Genomic DNA, 17764 nt, shown 5'->3' on the forward strand with positions numbered 1-17764 from the left:
CCCCCCCCCCCCCCCCCCCCCCCCCCCCCCCCCCCCCCCCCCCCCCCCCCCCCCCCCCCCCCCCCCCCCCCCCCCCCCCCCCCCCCCCCGCTTCCATGGGTTCCCCAGGAGGAGGGGAGCAGGCCGCCCCGCGGCCGGGGTGGTCCGCAGAGATCAACTCGTGTGCAGCATGAGGCTGATGCCCACCACCATCAGTCCCGCCGCCGCGATCCTCGGGGCGCCGAAGCGCTCCTTGAAGAACAGGGTGCCGATCGCCGCGCCCACGAGGACCGCCAGGGCGACCAGCGGGGTCACGTGGCGGGCTCGCGCACATCCACAACCGTCGCGCCCGCGTGGGCGATCACGTTCTCGGTGGGCTCGGGTGTGCTCATGGCTGCACGCCAGCGGTCGGTGTAGAGGGCATGCGAGGGGGTTACGAGGGGCGGGCCCCGCCCTTCACCGCGTGCGCCCCCGCGCTCTTTCCCCGGAGTGTCCGGCCAATCCCTGCGTCCTCCTCGGCCGGAAATCGCGGGTGGTGATCAGGGCTTCGTCCGGTCACGCCACAGTGAGAGGGCGATATGTACAGGAAAGTGCGACAAGGGGGAAATAGTGTTGCGCATCCATTTCACCGCCCAGGACCTGGCGTACGTCCGTCTCGCCCGCAGCCCCGACCCGCTCTGGGAGATCGTGTGCAGCCTCTGCCGGATCCAGACCGGCGAGGGCCCGATCGCGTTCGGGCCGTGGCGGCGGGCGGTCGCGGCCCGGCTGCGGGGCGCCGACGGGAGCGGGGGAGGGGCCGGGGGCGATCGGGCGGTCGCGCTCGCGTTGCGGAGCCTGGTGCCGTGCGGCCCGTACATCCCCGACTTCCTGACCCCGGCCGTGGACGGCGGTACCGTCGATCTGCGGCAGGGCGTGGACCGGGTGCTGTCGACGCCCCGGAGCCGGCTGCGCCGGGAGCTGACCCTGCTGACGGAGTCGGTACGGGCAGGGGTACGGGGGCCGGGGGCGGCGGTTCCGGGGGCGCCGCCGCCCAGGCCGCTGCGGCCCTTCGCGGGGGAGCGGCTGGCGCGGGGCGACGCGGGGGCGCTCCGGGCGCTGGGCGGGCTGCTCACGGCGTACGACGCGGGGTTCGTCGCCCCGTACCGGCCCTGGATCGACGCGGCGGTGGCCTCGGACGTCGCCTGGCGCTCCCGCGAACTCGCCGCGGGAGGGGTGCGGGCCCTGCTGGAGACCTTCCGCCCGATGGCCCGGTGGAGCCCGCCCGTCCTGGAGGTGACGTACCCGGTCGAGCGTGATCTGCACCTGGCGGGGCGCGGCCTGCTGCTGGTGCCCTCGTACTTCTGCTGGCGCAGGCCGATCACGTTGTTCGACGCGGCGCTGCTGCCGGTGCTGGTCTTTCCGGTGGAGAAGCCGGTGGAGGCGGCCCTCGCCCATCCCGGCCCCGGGCTGCCCGCCACGTCCGTGGACTCCGCCGCCTCCGGCGCCTCGCTCGCCCGGCTGCTGGGGCCGACGCGTGCCGCGCTCCTGTACGAGGCCGCCTCGCGCGGCTGCGCCACCACGTCCGAACTGGCCCTCGCGGTGGGCTGCTCGCTGCCCAACACCAGCCAGCAGCTGGCGATTCTGCGCGAGGCGGGCCTCACCGCCTGCCGCAAGGAGGGCCGCTGTGTGCTGCACCTCCCGACGCCGCTCGGGCAGCGGCTGCTGGAGACGGCCGGGGCGGCCGGGGCGGGCTCCCGGGCGAGCGGAGGCGGGCCGGCGGCGGCGCTGGCCGGGCCGCGGTGACCGCCCGCCGGGCGCCGGTCGGCGGGACGGTTTCACCCTGATGAAAGGGTGCGGCGCGCGGGGCCGTACCGCTGCCACGCTTCTGCCATCCGGTCGGCTCACCCGGCGCAGGGAACACGCGGGGCAGTCGGCCGGACGATGTGCACCACCCGTCCTACAGGGGAGTGCCGGGCCCGGGGCCCGGGGCAGGAAGGAAACGACATGCGCAGTTTCGTACGAGCGGCAGTGACGCTGATGCTCACGGCGGGCGCCGTGCTGGCGACGGGAGCGGGGGCGCAGGCAGGGGCGCCCGACACCCAGGACGCCCAGGACACCTACGCGGGCTGCCGGTCCGGGTACGTCTGCATCTACCCGGGCGCGTCCTGGAACGGCAACCGCCCCGAGTCGACGTACTACCGCTACGGCGTCTACAACCTCAACAACAAGATCGGCACCCACCGGGTGTTCAACAACCAGACCGGCGGGGCGACCGTCCAGCTCTGCACCGGCTACAACGGGGTCGGCTGCGGCGAGAAGATGCCCCCGTGGACCTACTGGGACGTGAACCTGACCCCGATCAACTCGATCAGGCTCGCCCCCTAAGGGCTGTCCCGCCAGGGATTGCGGGACAGCCCTGAGGGCGCCCCTCCGGATCCGGTCCGCACGCCTGCCTCGCCTCTTCTCCTCCTCCGTGGAGGGGCGAGGCAGGCGTGGTGCCTCATCACCTGCCGATGTAGTTGGCCCAGTTCGCCCATGCGGCCCTGGTGCCCGGTCCGGCGATGCCGTCGATCTGGCCCGTGTAGCCGGCGCGCTGCTTCAGGAACCGCTGCAGCGCCTTGATCGTGTTGGGGCCGACTACTCCGTCGATCGCGTCCCGGTAGCCCCACTGGGCGGCCAGGAAGCGCTGGACGGCCTTCCAGCTGTTGGTGCCCAGCTGGCCGTCGGCGGCTCCGGTGTAACCCCAGCCCGGCAGCCAGTTGCGCTGTATGCCCGCGGCCTGCTTGGTGGTCAGTCCGAGGTTGTTCACCGCGAAGGTGCCGATGGCGTCGGCACTCGCCGCCTGCTGGGCCGCGGTCGGCGCGGGGGCCGCGAAGCTGGTGCCGGCACCGGCGAGGGTCCCCACCGCCAGTCCGGCCACGGCGGTGGCGGCGACGATCGACCTCGTCATGATGCTCGGTCGCATGTGTTTCCCCTTCGTTCGTTCGGTCGGTCCTGGAGACGGCAGGGACGCTGTCACGTGGCTCGGGACGGCGGCAAGGGAACGCGGGACGCGCGGGACGGTGGGACGGGTGCCACGCATGTCACCTGGTCTTTTCCCGGCCAGTGGGACGTCTTCGGGACGGCGGCGGGACCGAGGCCGGGAAGACGACCGCCTGTGCCCCAGGCTGCTCGGCCCGGGGAGCGGCGGGCTCGGGAGCGCCGGGCCCGGTCCCGGGCCCGGCGGGCCGGCGAACGGGGGAGGCTCAGGAGTGCGGGCCCGGGACCGGCGGGCTCCGCGGTCCCGGCCGCTGCTCAGCGGCCCGCGCGCAGCACCTCCGCCACGACCGGGCCCGCCGCGTCGCCGCCGTGACCGCCCTTCTGGACCACCGCCGCCGCGGCGAGGTCGTTCCTGAAGCCGGTGAACCAGCTGTTCGACGTCTGCCCGTCGACCTCCGCCGAGCCGGTCTTGGCGCCCTTGTCGCCGCCCACGGTCGCCATGGACTTGGTGCCGGAGCCGGTGGGGCTGGTCGCGGTGTAGCGCATCATCTGCCGCAGCTGCTCGGCCACACCGGCCGGCAGCGGGCTGGCCGTGGCGAACGGCCGGTTGTCCACGTCGCGGGCGATCAGGTACGGCTGCTTGAAGCCGCCGTTCTTCACCGTGGCGGTGACCGACGCCATGTTCAGCGGGCTCATCAGCACCTTGCCCTGCCCGATGTACGAGGCCGCCGTCTCGGCCCCCGACGACTCCGGGACGCTGCCGTCGAAGGAGGGCACGCCGGTCTGCCAGTCGTCCCGGCCGAGGCCGAAGTAGTCGCGGGCCTCCTGGCCGAGGGCCGTGCCGGCCCGGGCGCCGAGCGGCTTGACCGGCTTGATGAAGGTGCTGTTGCAGGACCGGGCGAACGCCTCGCGCAGGGTGCCGCCGTTGACGGAGAAGCGGTTGAGGTTCTGGAAGGTCACCCCTCCCCACTCCACTGTCGCCGGGCACTCGGCCGGTGCGTCGATACTGCCCAGACCGTTCCGGATCATCATCGCCGCCGTCACGATCTTCATCGTGGAGCCGGGGGCCAACTGGCCGCTCATGGCGGCGTTGTAGCCGTCGGCGCGGTTGTTGGCGATCGCCACGATCGCGCCCGTGGACGGCTGGACGGCCGCCACCGAGGACTCCCCGTACCGCTTCACCGCCTGCTCGGCCGCCGCCTGGACGCCCGCGTCGATCGTGGTCCGCACCGTGCCGGGCTTGCCCTCGGCGAGGGTCAGCAGGTTGATGTCGGGCTGCTCGTCCTCGGCGGGATCGATCCAGGTCTCGATTCCGGGCGAACCGCCTGCCGTGGCACCGTACTTCTGGCGCAGGGTGTCCAGGATCGTCCCGAGCGAGGGGTACTTCTCCTTGGTGAGCACGGTCCCGTCGCGGTCGACGGCCTCGATCGCCGCCGTCGACGACTCGCCCGTCCTGAGTTTCGCGCCTTCGGTCAACTGCGGGTGTACGACGGTGGGTTCCCAGTCGACGAGGGCCTTCCCGGTCGTCAGGCCGCGTACGACGGTCAGCTCGGAGGCGTACGACAGGGGCTTGGACTTCCCTCCGTACGTGACGGTGGCCGTGACGGTGTAGGGCACCTTCGTGCCGACGGCCGCCTCCGGGGTGATCTTCACGTCGCCGATGTGGGCGTCCTTGCCGTACGAGGCGATTACGGGCTCCGCTTCGGCCTCGTTGTTGGTGAGCAGCGCCGCACCCGACGCGTCCCCCGCCGCCCAGGCGTCGAAGAACCCCTTCGACGTCTCGGCTATCTCCTCTGCGCTCGGCGGCCCCGTCTTCACCTCGGGCGTGGCGTTCTGAGAGGCGACCTTGCCGGTGCCGCCTCCGTCACCCCCGAGCGTGTCGTACGCCGCGTAGCCGACCCCACCGGCCACCAGCACGAACACTCCGCCGACCACGGCGACCTTCGCTCCACTGCGCATCTGTGCAGCCCCCTCCCCGGAACCGCCCCCTGAATAAGTTCAACGGGCAACAGTGAGGAACCCTAAAGGGTCGTCGCGGTCGGTGAGGGCGTTGTTACCGGACCGGAATGCTTGGCCGGAAAGCGCACTCCGGATGCGTTCCCCCGGAATCCGGTCCTCCCTCGCTCTCCCCGTGCCCCTCCGCTGCCGCGGGCCTGGAGGACTCCGTCACGGCGTGACGGGGGGCGAAAACCGGGCGGAGGTCCCGAAGGCCGAGCCGCGGAAATGGGCCCGCGAACAAATTTCCGTCGTCGTGAGTGAACCCGCTTCTGCCGGGCACTAGGACGGACGCAACGAGATCCTGGCGATGACGTGATCGCATTCGGGATGTACCGGTGGGGTGCATTGAGGCCGTTGTGAAGTTTCGGGCGCGCACGCGCCCGAATCGGACTTGACGATGGGAATGAAAAAAATGATCCTCCTTGGACTTCTTCTGCTCATAATCGGCCTGTTCGTCAAGGTGTCGCTGCTGACGACGATCGGCGGCATCCTGATCGTGGTGGGTGCCGTCCTGTGGATCCTGGGCGCGACCGGTCGCGCCGTCGGCGGGCGAAAGCATTTCTTCTGACCGACCCTTCCTCGGCCCTCTCCGGAACTGATCCCCGTCCGCCCGCGTCACGGCGTCCATGGAGCAGAGCGGAAGCACGATGGGCGAAGAACCGACGTGGGCGGAGCTGCTGCTCTCGTTCCTCCTCATCGGGGCCGTCCCCGTGGTCGTCGGAGGAGCGGTGGTTCTCTCGCTCGTCGGTCTGACGCTGTGGACGAGAGCAGTGCTGCGACGCGGACAGCGCGGGACCGAGGCATGAACGCCCGAGGGGTCCGACACCGGCCGGTGTCGGACCCCTCGGGCGTTCGGCTACACCCACGTGTCCAGCCACATCCGGTCCCGCCACAGGTTCTCCGGGATCGACGTCCCGGTGTAGAGCGGCCAGAAGTAGATGAAGTTCCAGATGATCAGGAGCACCAGGACGCCCGCCGCGATGGCGCCCAGGGTGCGGCGGCGTTCGCCGGTCGGGTCGGCCGTCGTCAGGCCCAGTTCGGCGCGGGTGCCCTTGCCCGCGGCCGGGCCGATGACCGCGCCCAGGAGCATGGTGACGGCCAGGCAGAGGAACGGGACGAAGACCACCGCGTAGAAGAGGAAGATCGTGCGCTCCTGGTAGAAGAACCAGGGGAGCCAGCCCGCCGCCACGCCGCACGCGATCGCGCCCGCCCGCCAGTCGCGGCGGAAGAGCCAGCGCCAGACCACGTACGCGAGGGCGACGCAGGCCAGCCACCAGAGCAGGGGCGTGCCGATGGCCAGGACCTCGGCGGCGCACTTGCCCGTGGCCGACTCCTGGCAGCCCGTCTGCTCCTCGTAGAAGTACGAGACGGGGCGGCCGAGCACCAGCCAGCTCCAGGGATTGGACTCGTACGTGTGGCCCGAGGTGAGGCCGACGTGGAAGTCGTACACCTGGGTCTCGTAGTGCCACAGGCTCCGCAGCCAGTCGGGCAGCAGCCAGCTCCAGCCGGAGTCCTTGCCCTCCGTGGCCGCCCAGTTCCGGTAGTACCCCTTGTCCGTGACGATCCAGCCGGTCCAGGAGACCAGGTACGTGACGATCGCCACCGGGACCGTGGAGACGAACGCGGGGACCAAGTCCCGGCGCAGTACCGCCAGATGCGGGCGAGCCGCGCCTGCCGTGCGGCGGGCGCCCACGTCCCACAACACCGTCATCAGGCCGAACGCGGCCAGCACGTACAGCCCGTTCCACTTCGTGGCGAACGCCAGGCCCAGCATCACGCCCGCCGCCAGCCGCCACGGCCGCCACCCCAGGCGCAGGGTCTCCGCGATCCGGGCGTCCGGGCGCAGCACCCCTTCCCCATCCACCGGCAGCGCGGCGGCCAACCGGCGGCGGGCACGGTCCCGGTCCACCAGCAGGCATCCGAAGGCCGCCAGCACGAAGAACATGACGATCAGGTCGAGCAGCGCCGTCCGGCTCATCACGAAGTGCAGCCCGTCCACCGCGAGCAGCAGCCCCGCCAGGCAGCCCAGGAACGTCGAGCGGAAGAGCCGCCGGCCGATCCGGCACAGCATGAGGACGGAGAGCGTGCCGAGCACCGCCACCATGAACCGCCAGCCGAACGGCGTGAAGCCGAACAGCTGCTCACCGAAGCCGATGACCCACTTGCCGACCGGCGGGTGCACCACATACCCCGGGTCGGTCGGGACCGGCACCGAGGACGGGTCCTTCAGGATCAGCTTGTCGACGTCCTTGGGCCACGACCCCTCGTACCCCTGGTTGACCAGCGCCCACGCGTCCTTCGCGTAGTACGTCTCGTCGAATATCACCGCGTGCGGCTGGTCCAGCTTCCAGAAGCGGAGCACACCCGCCACCAGCGCCACCAGGAGCGGGCCGCCCCAGCCCGACCACCGCACCAGCCGGTCGGCCAGCGGCTGCGAGATCGCGAGGACGGACCACACCTGGCGGCCCGGCCGGGTGTACGGCGGGTCCAGCCGGTCGCGGAGCGGTGTCTCCGGGCGGGGGACATGGCCGAAACGGCGCAGCCGCCGTTGCCAGGGGGTCGGCTCTTCGCCGAGCGGGTCCCCGGCGTCCTGGCCCCGCTGGGTCTCGGGTGCGGTACTCGTCACCGCGCCATCGTAGGGAACGCATCTGTGCGAAGGGTGCTGCCCGTGCTGCGAGGATGGCTGATGTGACTGGAACGACTGGAACGCTCGTGCTCGCAGGGACCCCCATCGGTGACGTGGCGGACGCCCCGCCACGCCTGGCCGCCGAACTGGAGAAGGCCGACGTCGTCGCCGCCGAGGACACCCGGCGGCTGCGCCGGCTCACCCAGGCGCTCGGCGTCCACACCTCGGGGCGTGTCGTCTCCTACTTCGAGGGCAACGAGTCCGCCCGTACCCCTGAGCTGGTCGAAGCGCTCGTCGGGGGAGCCCGGGTGCTCCTCGTCACGGACGCCGGGATGCCCTCCGTCTCCGACCCCGGGTACCGGCTCGTCGCCGCCGCCGTGGAGCGGGACATCCGTGTCACCGCCGTGCCGGGGCCCTCGGCCGTGCTCACCGCGCTCGCCCTCTCCGGGCTGCCCGTCGACCGGTTCTGCTTCGAGGGGTTCCTCCCGCGCAAGGCCGGTGAGCGGCTCTCCCGGCTCCGCGAGAACACCGACGAGCGGCGCACCATGGTCTTCTTCGAGGCCCCCCACCGGCTGGACGACACCCTCGCCGCCATGGCCGAGGTCTTCGGCGCCGAGCGGCGCGCCGCCGTCTGCCGCGAGCTGACCAAGACGTACGAGGAGGTCAGGCGCGGTCCGCTCGGTGAGCTGGCCGTGTGGGCCGCCGACGGCGTACGGGGTGAGATCACCGTCGTCGTCGAGGGCGCCGCCGACTCCGGGCCGGAGGAACTGGACGCCGAGGAGCTGGTGCGGCGCGTGCGGGTGCGCGAGGAGGCGGGGGAGCGGCGCAAGGAGGCCATCGCCGCCGTCGCCGCCGCTGCCGGGCTGCCCAAGCGGGAGGTGTTCGACGCGGTGGTCGCCGCCAAGAACGCCAAGAACGCCGAGAACGCCAAGAACGCCGAGAAGGGGACCGGGGACGCCTCCTGGCAGGCGCCCAAGCCGTAGGCGTACCCGTACGCGTTCTCACGGCGTCTGCGTCAGCAACTCGTACGCCGTCGCCACGAACGTGTCCTTCCGGTGCACCCGCCGCGTCGCCGTCGCCGCCACCGCGAGACCCGTCCCCGGGCGGAAGCCCAGGAACGCCTGCTGGCCCAGGGTCGCTCCCGCGTGGAAGAGGACCGGGCCGTACGGGGACGGGTGCTGGAACCACGTCAGCGTGTGGGTGTGGGCGTGGCGCCAGCCGCGCCGCAGCAGCGGGCGGACCACCTCGGTGAGCGCGGCGGCCAGCGAGGGGTCCCGGGGCTCGCCGCCCCCCAGGTGCGCTTCCAGGAACGTCAGCAGGTCCAGCGGGGTCGCGCGCAGCGCCCCCGCCGCCGTGAAGCCCCCCGTGTCCAGTGCGGGCAGCGGGGTGCCGTCGCGGCGGTGGCCGGTCGCGTCGGTGCCGTCCGGGCCGGGGCGCAGCAGCGTGGCCTCCAGGCCCAGCGGGGCCAGCACCTGCTGGTGCAGCAGCACCTCCCACGGGGTCCCGGTGGCGGCCGCGAGGGTGTGGCCGAGGACCGAGACCGCGAAGTTCGAGTAGCGCCACCGGGTGCCGGGGCGGTGGCGCGGGCGGGCACGGAGGAAGGCCCGCACCACCCGGGCCGCCGGGTAGTTGCCGTACGGGTCGGTCGACCAGCGCGGTACCGCCTGCGGGTAGAAGTCGGCGGGCAGCCCCGGCAGCCCCGAGGTGTGGGTGAGCAGCTGGCGCAGCGTGATCCGGCGCACCGCCGGGTGCACCGGGAGCCCCGGGGCCAGCAGGTCCGCCGCCCGGTCCTCGTACCGCACCCGCCCCTGCGCCACCAGCCGGGCCAGCAGCAGACCCGCGTACGGCTTCGAGGCCGAGCCCAGCTCGTGGTGCAGCCGCTCCCGGGGGATCGGGCCGGGCTCCGCGCTTCCGCCCGAGTGGACCGTACGGACTCCGCCCCGGCTCAGCGCGAGCACCACGTCCGGGGCGTCGATCCGCCCGGCCGCCTCGGCCAGGAGGCGGGCGGTGGCCGGGTCGTCGGCACCCGTGGTCACCGGCGACGCCGTCACGTCCGTCATGCCGGGGCCGGTTCCGTGCTCAGGTCCGACAGGGCCCGGCTCATCGCCAGAGCCGAGGCGAACGCGGCCACCAGCGTCGGGTGGTAGACCAGGTCGAACACCGCCTCCTCGTCCCCCTCCGGCATCTGGCCCACCACCGGCATCGCCCCGTCCGCCTGCTGCGCCTGCGCGAACCCCTGCCAGGCCGCCGCGTCCAGCGTCGGTTCCGGCAGGCAGGCGTCCACGACCAGCAGCTCGCCCAGCAGGTCCCAGCGCTTCAGGTCCAGCCAGTCGTCCAGCCAGGCCGGCAGCCACAGCGCCAGGTACTCGGCGATGTCGGCGGGCAGCCCGGCCGGCCTCTCGCCCCAGTCCGTGAGGTGGAAGACCGTGTGCGTGATGTCGTAGCCGATGTGGCCCTCCACCGTCCACGGCTCGGCCCGCCGCGCCAGCCAGGTGCGGGCCAGGGCCGCCGTCTCCGGAACGCTCGGCTCCACCCCGAACCGCCGCTCGATCGCGCTCAGCCCGAGCCGCCGCACCGGCAGCACCTCCAGCCCCGCCCAGCTGGCCAGCCCGTGGTTGAGCCGGATCGCGGACTCCAGGTCCGGCTGCCGGTAGCCCAGCTCCCGGAACGGTACGTAGACCTCCAGCGGTACCGGCGAGAGCGGTTCGCGCCGCTGGCCCTCCAGCAGCCGCGCCCCCGAACCCAGCAGCTCGTGCCAGGCGTGGTCCAGCAGCTTGTGCGCGAGCGCCGACTGCTGCGAACCCGCCACGCCCTCGCGGAAGATGACCTTCCCGATCAGTGCCAGCTCGCCCAGCGGTTTGAACCGGTCCAGCATCCCCGCCTCCGGTGACGGGTCCGCCTCCAGCCGGAAGCCCTCGCGGTGTTCGTACAGCCAGCCCAGGGCCTTCGCCCCCACGTCGTGGATCTGCTGGATGCCGGTGGTGGTGCCGCTGCTCATGGGGTGTGCCTTTCCCGGCCGGGAGTCGTCTCGCCCGGCTGTCGCAGCGACCTGAGGGACAGGGCCGCCGCGAAGGCCGTGACCAGCGTGGAGTGGTAGCAGTCGATGAAGGGGTACGGGTCCGGGGCCGTCGGCGCGCCCTCGTCGACCGGCGCGGGGTCCCGCACCGGTACGCCCGTCTCCGGGACGCAGCCGCTCCCGTGCTGGACGTCGGCCAGCACCGGCCAGACCGCGTCCAGCAGCTCCGCCGGGGCTGGGCCCGGCAGCGACGCCGCCACCGCCAGCAGCTCGCCGGTCAGGTCCCACTGGCCGCTCTCCAGGCAGCCGTCGGCCCAGGCCGGCAGCCAGGTCCGCAGATAGCCGTCGATCTTCTCCGGTACCCGGTCGGGCATCCGGCCCCAGTCGGTGAGGTGGAAGACGGTGTGCGTCAGCGCGTAGCCCGAGGGGCCCTCGAACATCCACGGCTCCGACAGACCGCCCAGCCAGGTCCGGGAGAGCACCCCGCCCGCGTCGGTGTGGGTCAGCACCCCCACCCGCCGCTCCGAGTTGACCAGCCCGAGCTGCCGGTTGGCGTGCTGCTCGGTGTGGGCCCAGGCGCGGGTCGCGGTGAGCGGCCGGGCCAGCGCCTCGAACCCCTCGTGGCGCAGCCCGTGCCCGGCGAAGGCGGCGTAGATCTCGTACGGGTAGGCCGCGAAGGGTTCGAGGCGGAGCAGCTCCAGGAGGAGGTCGCCCGCGCCCACCTGCTGCCAGGCGTACCCGACGAGCCCCCCGGCCACCTCGTGTTCGGGGGTGCCGGGAGCGGTGGCGGCGGTGACCGTGGAGCAGAGCTGGGCCAGTTCGCCGAGGGGCTTGAGTGTGGCGTTGACCTGGGTGTGGGGTTCCAGGACGTCGTCGGGGAGCGCGAACCGTGCGCGGTGCGCGTCGGTCCAGGCGAGGGCTCCGCGCAGGACGTGCGGGAGGACGGTGAGCGCGGCGCCGGGGGAGGGGCGCTCCCGGGAGGCGTGGCCCGGGTGGGCTCCGGGGTGCCGGTGCGTCGCGGTCGTCGTCATCGTGCCCTCGCCTCGGCCATCAGCCGTGCCGCCCGTACGTGGAGGGTGACGCGGGGGTCGTGGCCGCCCATCAGCTCCACGAAGTCGAGGCCGCGCTCCAGGCCCAGGGTGGCCGGTTCGCCGCCGGTGGCCGTGAGCCAGCGGCCCGCGCCCGCCGCCTGGAGCCAGTCGCGCCGCCGGACCGCGCGGACGAAGCCGCGTGCGAGGTCGACCGCCCGGCCCGCGGCGGCCCGCTGCACGGCCGAGGGGGCGGCCGGTACGGCGAGAGGGGCGAGGACCGAGAGCTGATGGGTGAACGACTGCCAGGGCGCCTGCTCCAGCCACGCCGCGTCCGGTTCCTCGTACGTGGTCGTGACCGGGGTGCCCGGGGACGGCGGGGCGATCCGCCGGAGGGTGGAGATCATGTGCCAGTGGCTCCAGGCCGTCGCGGCCGGGGCGTCGGGCTTGGGCGGGAACTCCCGTACCGCCCGGTCGAGCACGGCGACGTCCCCCGGATGCGGATGACGTCCGTACAGCACGCTCGGCAGCAGCACATCGGCGCCGATGACCCGCGCGGCCGCGATTCCGGTCCGGTTCTCCTCGTCGATTCCCGCCGCGCCGCACACCGTGGCGAGGTGGTCCCCGCTCCGAAGAGCGAGGACCACCTCTGTTGCCAGGTCATGCACGGCACCCGCCAGCGGGGACGACGCATGTGTCTGGTCCATGTTCCGACGTTCAGCCCTTCTTCGGGCGCGGGGTCGGAGGCGAGAGCAGCAGGGCGCCGCCGCCCGCGAGGAGCGCCAGGTAGGCGCATTCGCGGGTGTCGCGGTACACGCCGTCGATCTCGCCCGGGTTGAGCGCGGCGTCGAGGTCGAACTCGATGTCGGTGGCAGTGGTGTCCGTGGTGTACATGAGGTTGCTCCCCGTCCTGTGGGAAATGGGGTGGACGTAACGAGTGAAAAGGAGGAATGAGGGCTCCGCAAATCGGAGAGGGCGAGTGGGGGAAATCGGGTATTCAATTGAATGGTGAATTCATGGGCCGAACGGGTGAGGGGGAGCCGTAATACGGGGAATTTCGGGGAGTGGCGTGGGGGTGGTGCGCGGGCGCATTCGCTCCGGGCGGCAGGCGCGTGCGGGGCGCTCGGTGGCCCGCCGGTCACGGGGCGTCCGGCCCGCCGGTCACGGGCTGTCCGTCCGGAGCCCTCCGGCGGGCCATGCGGCGGCAAAGGGCGGCAAAAGGAGGGCAAGAACGCACCAATAACGGCTCTGAGCTGGTGCGTCCGCCTCCGCACGGGTGTCCACTGGAGGGGACGGGCCACCTGTCCGAACCCCTCGGGCGGGGAGGCCGTCCCCGGAGTGCCTGACCGGCGGACAAAGAGGAGCGGGTATGAGCGAGATCGCAGCGACCACCGTCCACGAGGCGTACGCCTTCGCCTGCATGCGGTGCGGGTACGGCTGGGAGCAGTCCTACGAGATAGAGCACCACGTGGACGTCTACGGCCATGAGTTCGTCACGTACACGGCCGACGGCGAGCGTGTGCCGTCCCCGCTCTCCACCCCCACCTGCACCAACTGCGGCGGGCACGTGGTCCGCATCATGCGGGCCGGGCGCGTGGCCGATGTGCAGAAGCTGCTCCAGCGCCGCCCCGGCCCCGCGCACACGGCGGAGCCGGCCGGGCCCGCCGGTGCCGACACCGGACCGGAGCGCCACCCCTGGCGGCTGGCGGACCTGTTCCACCGCAGGTGAGCCCCGGGGCCGACCTGCTCTGCGCGGCCCGGACCTGCCCCGGGCCGCGCAGAGCAGGTCGCCCCCGATCCGGGCCGTACGTGAGCCGGGCCCGGTGCCGCCGGTGGAGCGCCTCCCCGCGTGAGGACCGTGAGAGCCGTAAGGGCCCGGTCCTCGTACGCCGGCGGACCCGGGCCCTCGTAGAGTCGTGCGCATGAGCCGTACCGAAGCCCCGCCGCTGCCCGAACCCCTCCGGGTCCCGGTCGCCGACTCCCACACCCACCTGGACATGCAGGACTCCACCGTCGAGGAGGCCCTGGCCCGGGCCGCCGCGGTGAACGTGACGACGGTGGTCCAGGTGGGCTGCGACGTGGCGGGCTCCCGCTGGGCCGCCGAGACCGCGGCCGCCCACCCGGCCGTCCACGCCTCGGTCGCCCTGCACCCCAACGAGGCCCCGCGCATCGTCCACGGGTACGTCGAGGGTGCCGCCGGGACCGCCCGGCAGGGGGCCCGGGAGCCCGGCGGCAAGGCCGCGCTGGACGACGCCCTCGCGGAGATCGACGCGCTGGCCGCCCTGGACCACGTGCGCGGGGTCGGGGAGACCGGCCTGGACTTCTTCCGTACGGGCCCCGAGGGCATCGCCGCCCAGGAGGAGTCCTTCCGGGCCCACATCGAGATCGCCAAGCGCCACGGCAAGGCCCTGGTCATCCACGACCGGGACGCCCACGCCGACGTCCTGCGGGTCCTCGCGGACGCGGGCGCCCCCGAGCGGACGGTGTTCCACTGCTACTCCGGCGACGCGGAGATGGCCGAGGTCTGCGCACGGGCCGGGTACTTCATGTCGTTCGCGGGGAACGTGACCTTCAAGAACGCCCAGCCGCTGCGCGACGCGCTCGCCGTGGCCCCCATGGAGCTGGTCCTCGTCGAGACGGACGCGCCCTTCCTCACCCCCGCCCCCTACCGGGGGCGGCCCAACGCCCCCTACCTCATCCCCGTCACGCTCCGCGCGATGGCCGGGGTCAAAGGGGTCGACGAGGACACGCTGGCCTCCGCGGTCTACGACAACACGGCACGCGCGTTCGACTTCTGACTCCTGGCAGCCGTGTCGCTTTGGCGCGTCACCGAAGCTCGGCTATCGTCCCCGCGCACGACGGGGACAAGGGCGGATCTTCGGGAGCGGTGTGAGAACTTCGCAGGGCAGTCACCGGGCAGCGCGCGGCGGCGGTGGAGGGGGCACGGCGACGGCGCCCCCGCCTCCCGCCCCCACCGTGCCCCGGCAGGGGCCCACCCGCGCCGAGGCCCGGCGGGCCGCCAAACGCCGCCGGACGCCCGGCGCGAACCCCGAGGACCTCAAGCTCGCACGCCTGGTCCCCCGGGCCCTCGTCGTCGCCTTCCTGGCCGGGGGCACCACCGCGTTCGTCGCCCACGACAAGGCGATCCGGCTGGACGTCGACGGCACGCCCCGCACCCTGCACACCTTCGCCGACGACGTCACCGAGCTGCTGGCCGACGAAGGCGTCACCGTCGGCACCCACGACCGCGTCTCCCCGGCCCCCGGCACCGACCTGGCCCACGGCGACCGGGTCACCGTGCGCTACGGCCGCCCCCTCGACCTCACCCTCGACGGCCACCGCCGCCGGGTCTGGACGACCGCCGCCACCGTGGAGGAGGCCCTCCGCGCCCTCGGGGTCCGTACCGAGGGCGCGTACCTCTCCGTCCCCCGCTCGGCCCCCGTCGCCCGCACCGGCCTCACCCTCACCGTGCGCACCGAACGCACCGTGACCTTCATGGCCGACGGCCAGGAGCGCACCCTGCGCACCAACGCCGCCACCGTCCGCGAGGCCCTCGCCCAGGCGGGCATCACCCTGGAGGGGCTGGACACCACCTCCGTCGCCGCCACGAGCTTCCCGCGCGACGGGCAGACGGTCTCCGTCCTGCGGATCACCGACACCCACGAGGTGCGCGAGGAGAGCATCCCGTACGCCGTCGAGCGGAGCGAGGACCCCGAGCTGTTCCGGGGCATCGAACGGGTGGAGCGGGCGGGGCGCAACGGCGTGCGCCGGGTCACGTACGCCGTCCGGACCGTCAACGGCGTACGGCAGAAGCCCCGCCGGACCGCCGAGGAGCTGGTCCACCGGCCGGTCAGCCGCGTCGTGCGCACCGGCACCCGGCAGCGGCCCGCCTCGGTCGCCGGGGCGGACGGGCTGAACTGGGCCGCGCTCGCCGCCTGCGAGTCGGGCGGGCGGGCGGGGGCGGTGGACCCGAGCGGGACGTACGGCGGGCTGTACCAGTTCGACACCCGGACCTGGCAGTCCCTCGGCGGCAGCGGGCGGCCCCAGGACGCGCCCGCCGCCGAGCAGACGTACCGGGCGAAGAAGCTCTACGTACAGCGGGGGGCGAGTCCGTGGCCGCACTGCGGCCGTAGGCTTACCGGGTGAGCAGCACAGAGCCCGACGCCCTCCTGGGCCCCGCAGACATCCGCGACCTGGCCGCGAAGCTGGGTGTACGCCCCACCAAGCAGCGCGGTCAGAACTTCGTCATCGACGCCAACACCGTCCGCCGCATCGTGCGCACCGCCGAGGTCCGCCCCGACGACGTGGTCGTCGAGGTCGGCCCCGGGCTCGGCTCGCTGACCCTCGCGCTGCTGGAGGCGGCGGACCGGGTGGTCGCGGTCGAGATCGACGACACCCTCGCCGCCGCGCTGCCCGCCACGGTCCAGGCCCGGATGCCCGGGCGGGCCGACCGCTTCGCCCTCGTCCACTCCGACGCGATGCAGGTCACCGAGCTGCCGGGCCCCGCGCCCACCGCGCTCGTCGCGAACCTCCCCTACAACGTGGCCGTGCCCGTGCTGCTCACCATGCTGGAGCGGTTCCCGAGCATCGAGCGGACCCTCGTCATGGTCCAGTCCGAGGTGGCCGACCGGCTCGCCGCCCGCCCGGGGAACAAGGTCTACGGCGTGCCGTCGGTGAAGGCCAACTGGTACGCGGAGGTCAAGCGCGCCGGGGCCATCGGCCGCAACGTCTTCTGGCCCGCCCCGAACGTCGACTCCGGCCTCGTCTCGCTCGTCCGCCGCACCGAACCGCTCGCCACCCGGGCCTCCCGCGCCGAGGTCTTCGCCGTCGTGGACGCGGCCTTCGCCCAGCGCCGCAAGACGCTCCGGGCCGCGCTCTCCGGCTGGGCCGGGTCCGCGCCCGCCGCCGAGGCCGCGCTGACCGCCGCCGGGATCTCGCCGCAGGCGCGCGGCGAGTCGCTGACGGTGGAGGAGTTCGCCGCGATCGCGGAGCACAAGCCGGGGGTGTCGGCATGACCGCCACCGTCACCGTCCGCGTCCCCGCCAAGGTCAACGTCCAGCTGGCCGTGGGCGCCGCCCGGCCCGACGGCTTCCACGACCTGGCCAACGTCTTCCTCGCCGTCGGCCTGTACGACGAGGTCACCGCCGCGCCCGCCGACGAGCTGCGGATCACCTGCTCGGGCCCGGACGCCGCCCAGGTCCCGCTGGACGCCACCAACCTCGCCGCCCGCGCGGCCGTGGCCCTGGCCGAGCGGTACGGCGTCACGCCCGACGTCCATCTCCACATCGCCAAGGACATCCCGGTCGCGGGCGGCATGGCGGGCGGCAGCGCCGACGGGGCCGCCGCCCTGGTCGCCTGCGACGCCCTGTGGGGAACGGGCGCGAGCCGTGACGAACTGCTGGCCCTCTGCGCCGAGCTGGGCAGCGATGTGCCGTTCAGCCTGGTCGGCGGGGCCGCGCTCGGTACCGGCCGCGGCGAGAAGCTGACCCCTCTCGAGGTGGGCGGCGCCTTCCACTGGGTCTTCGCGGTGGCGGACGGAGGGCTGTCGACGCCCGCGGTGTACGGGGAGTTCGACCGGCTCACGGCGGGGGCGGAGATCCCCGAGCCGACCGCCTCGCCCGCCCTGCTGGCCGCCCTGCGCTCCGGCGACCCGGGCGCACTCGCCACGACCCTGGGCAACGACCTCCAGCCCGCCGCGCTCTCCCTGCGCCCCTCCCTCGCGGAGACGCTGGCGGCGGGCACGGAGGCGGGGGCGCTGGCCGCCCTGGTCTCGGGGTCCGGGCCGACGACGGCGTTCCTGGTGGCGGACGAGCCAGCGGCCCGCAAGGTGGCCGACGCGCTGCTGGCCTCCGGGACCTGCCGCAACGCGCGGGTCGCTCCGGCGCCCGCGCGGGGCGCGCACGTGGTGACGCCCTCCCCGTGAGCCGCTGAGGGCCGGGGAGGCTCAGCGGCCCGTCGTCCCGTCGACCAGTTCGCGCAGGATGTCCGCGTTGCCCGGTGCGCCTTCGACCTTCGCGGCGACGGAGGTACGGAGGTAGTCGAGGAAGCCCGGCAGGGTCTCGGCCTCGGTGGTGCCGGTGCGGGGCGGCGGGGTGTCGCGACGGCGGGCACGGTTTGCCACGGCGGTTCTCCTTCGTCTCCTCCGCGGACGGACTTCCC

19 protein-coding genes and 1 pseudogene are annotated in these 17764 nt (G+C 73.6%); 10 read left to right on the forward strand and 10 right to left on the reverse strand.

Going from position 1 to position 17764, the window contains the following annotated elements:
• Positions 1-153: 153 nt before the first annotated feature.
• Entirely contained in the window at positions 154-294 is a 141-nt protein-coding gene (locus AC0682_RS03030; protein WP_478530791.1) for a hypothetical protein, read from the reverse strand.
• Positions 295-588: 294 nt separating this feature from the next.
• Between AC0682_RS03030 and AC0682_RS03035 the strand changes: the two genes are divergently transcribed.
• Positions 589-1761, forward strand: a complete 1173-nt coding sequence (locus tag AC0682_RS03035) for an ArsR/SmtB family transcription factor (protein WP_478530657.1) — start codon at positions 589-591, stop codon at positions 1759-1761.
• 201 nt (positions 1762-1962) lie between these two features.
• Positions 1963-2343, forward strand: a complete 381-nt coding sequence (locus AC0682_RS03040; RefSeq protein WP_478530658.1) for a hypothetical protein — start codon at positions 1963-1965, stop codon at positions 2341-2343.
• A gap of 118 nt (positions 2344-2461) precedes the next feature.
• Here AC0682_RS03040 and AC0682_RS03045 read toward each other — a convergent pair whose 3' ends face one another.
• Complete coding sequence (locus AC0682_RS03045; RefSeq protein WP_478530659.1) at positions 2462-2923, reverse strand: peptidoglycan-binding domain-containing protein; 462 nt, start codon at positions 2921-2923, stop codon at positions 2462-2464.
• Positions 2924-3252: 329 nt separating this feature from the next.
• Positions 3253-4896, reverse strand: a complete 1644-nt coding sequence (locus AC0682_RS03050; protein ID WP_478530660.1) for a penicillin-binding transpeptidase domain-containing protein — start codon at positions 4894-4896, stop codon at positions 3253-3255.
• A 451-nt stretch (positions 4897-5347) separates the two neighbouring features.
• On the opposite strand from AC0682_RS03050, the gene AC0682_RS03055 reads away from it, so the two are divergent.
• Together AC0682_RS03055 and AC0682_RS03060 are read left to right on the forward strand one after the other, a co-directional pair.
• Positions 5348-5503: a DUF6131 family protein gene (locus AC0682_RS03055; RefSeq protein WP_103421101.1), complete on the forward strand. Its 156-nt coding sequence runs from the start codon at positions 5348-5350 to the stop codon at positions 5501-5503.
• A 79-nt stretch (positions 5504-5582) separates the two neighbouring features.
• A complete protein-coding gene (locus AC0682_RS03060; protein WP_478530661.1) occupies positions 5583-5741 on the forward strand; it encodes a hypothetical protein in 159 nt (52 codons plus the stop codon).
• A 50-nt stretch (positions 5742-5791) separates the two neighbouring features.
• Here the strand turns inward: AC0682_RS03060 and AC0682_RS03065 are convergent, their stop codons facing one another.
• Positions 5792-7561, reverse strand: a complete 1770-nt coding sequence (locus AC0682_RS03065) for a dolichyl-phosphate-mannose--protein mannosyltransferase (RefSeq protein ID WP_478530662.1) — start codon at positions 7559-7561, stop codon at positions 5792-5794.
• Between the two features lie 53 nt (positions 7562-7614).
• Here AC0682_RS03065 and rsmI point away from each other — a divergent pair, with 53 nt between their 5' ends.
• The gene (rsmI, locus tag AC0682_RS03070) at positions 7615-8544 is read left to right on the forward strand and encodes a 16S rRNA (cytidine(1402)-2'-O)-methyltransferase (protein WP_478530663.1); all 930 of its coding nucleotides are present in this window, start codon (positions 7615-7617) and stop codon (positions 8542-8544) included.
• Positions 8545-8562: 18 nt separating this feature from the next.
• Here rsmI and AC0682_RS03075 read toward each other — a convergent pair whose 3' ends face one another.
• Genes AC0682_RS03075 through AC0682_RS03095 form a run of 5 tightly spaced genes read right to left on the reverse strand, consistent with a single transcriptional unit; the run spans position 8563 to position 12499 of the window.
• Positions 8563-9621, reverse strand: a complete 1059-nt coding sequence (locus AC0682_RS03075; protein ID WP_478530664.1) for a serine hydrolase domain-containing protein — start codon at positions 9619-9621, stop codon at positions 8563-8565.
• A complete protein-coding gene (locus AC0682_RS03080) occupies positions 9618-10559 on the reverse strand; it encodes a DUF6895 family protein (protein WP_478530665.1) in 942 nt (313 codons plus the stop codon). The genes AC0682_RS03075 and AC0682_RS03080 overlap by 4 nt, the downstream gene beginning before the upstream one ends.
• Positions 10556-11608: a DUF6895 family protein gene (locus tag AC0682_RS03085; protein ID WP_478530666.1), complete on the reverse strand. Its 1053-nt coding sequence runs from the start codon at positions 11606-11608 to the stop codon at positions 10556-10558. Before AC0682_RS03085 ends, AC0682_RS03080 begins: the two co-directional genes overlap by 4 nt.
• Positions 11605-12312 (reverse strand): hypothetical protein, encoded by a 708-nt coding sequence (locus AC0682_RS03090; RefSeq protein WP_478530667.1) that lies wholly within the window; start codon positions 12310-12312, stop codon positions 11605-11607. Before AC0682_RS03090 ends, AC0682_RS03085 begins: the two co-directional genes overlap by 4 nt.
• A gap of 10 nt (positions 12313-12322) precedes the next feature.
• Entirely contained in the window at positions 12323-12499 is a 177-nt protein-coding gene (locus AC0682_RS03095) for a hypothetical protein (RefSeq protein WP_019762097.1), read from the reverse strand.
• Positions 12500-12974: 475 nt separating this feature from the next.
• On the opposite strand from AC0682_RS03095, the gene AC0682_RS03100 reads away from it, so the two are divergent.
• From AC0682_RS03100 to AC0682_RS03120, 5 genes are all read left to right on the forward strand, one after another.
• Positions 12975-13334, forward strand: coding sequence for a hypothetical protein (locus AC0682_RS03100; protein ID WP_254812365.1), 360 nt, complete (start codon positions 12975-12977; stop codon positions 13332-13334).
• A gap of 193 nt (positions 13335-13527) precedes the next feature.
• A complete protein-coding gene (locus AC0682_RS03105) occupies positions 13528-14403 on the forward strand; it encodes a TatD family hydrolase (protein ID WP_478530668.1) in 876 nt (291 codons plus the stop codon).
• 178 nt (positions 14404-14581) lie between these two features.
• Complete coding sequence (locus AC0682_RS03110; RefSeq protein ID WP_478530669.1) at positions 14582-15751, forward strand: ubiquitin-like domain-containing protein; 1170 nt, start codon at positions 14582-14584, stop codon at positions 15749-15751.
• Complete coding sequence (rsmA, locus tag AC0682_RS03115) at positions 15748-16620, forward strand: 16S rRNA (adenine(1518)-N(6)/adenine(1519)-N(6))-dimethyltransferase RsmA (protein WP_478530670.1); 873 nt, start codon at positions 15748-15750, stop codon at positions 16618-16620. The genes AC0682_RS03110 and rsmA overlap by 4 nt, the downstream gene beginning before the upstream one ends.
• A complete protein-coding gene (locus AC0682_RS03120) occupies positions 16617-17528 on the forward strand; it encodes a 4-(cytidine 5'-diphospho)-2-C-methyl-D-erythritol kinase (protein ID WP_478530671.1) in 912 nt (303 codons plus the stop codon). The genes rsmA and AC0682_RS03120 overlap by 4 nt, the downstream gene beginning before the upstream one ends.
• Positions 17529-17600: 72 nt before the next feature.
• On the opposite strand, the pseudogene AC0682_RS03125 reads toward AC0682_RS03120, so the two are convergent.
• Positions 17601-17726 (reverse strand): annotated as a pseudogene (locus AC0682_RS03125) (mini-circle protein); the annotation flags it as partial.
• Positions 17727-17764 lie beyond the last annotated feature (38 nt).

This window comes from Streptomyces sp. NPDC043746 (assembly GCF_056436485.1).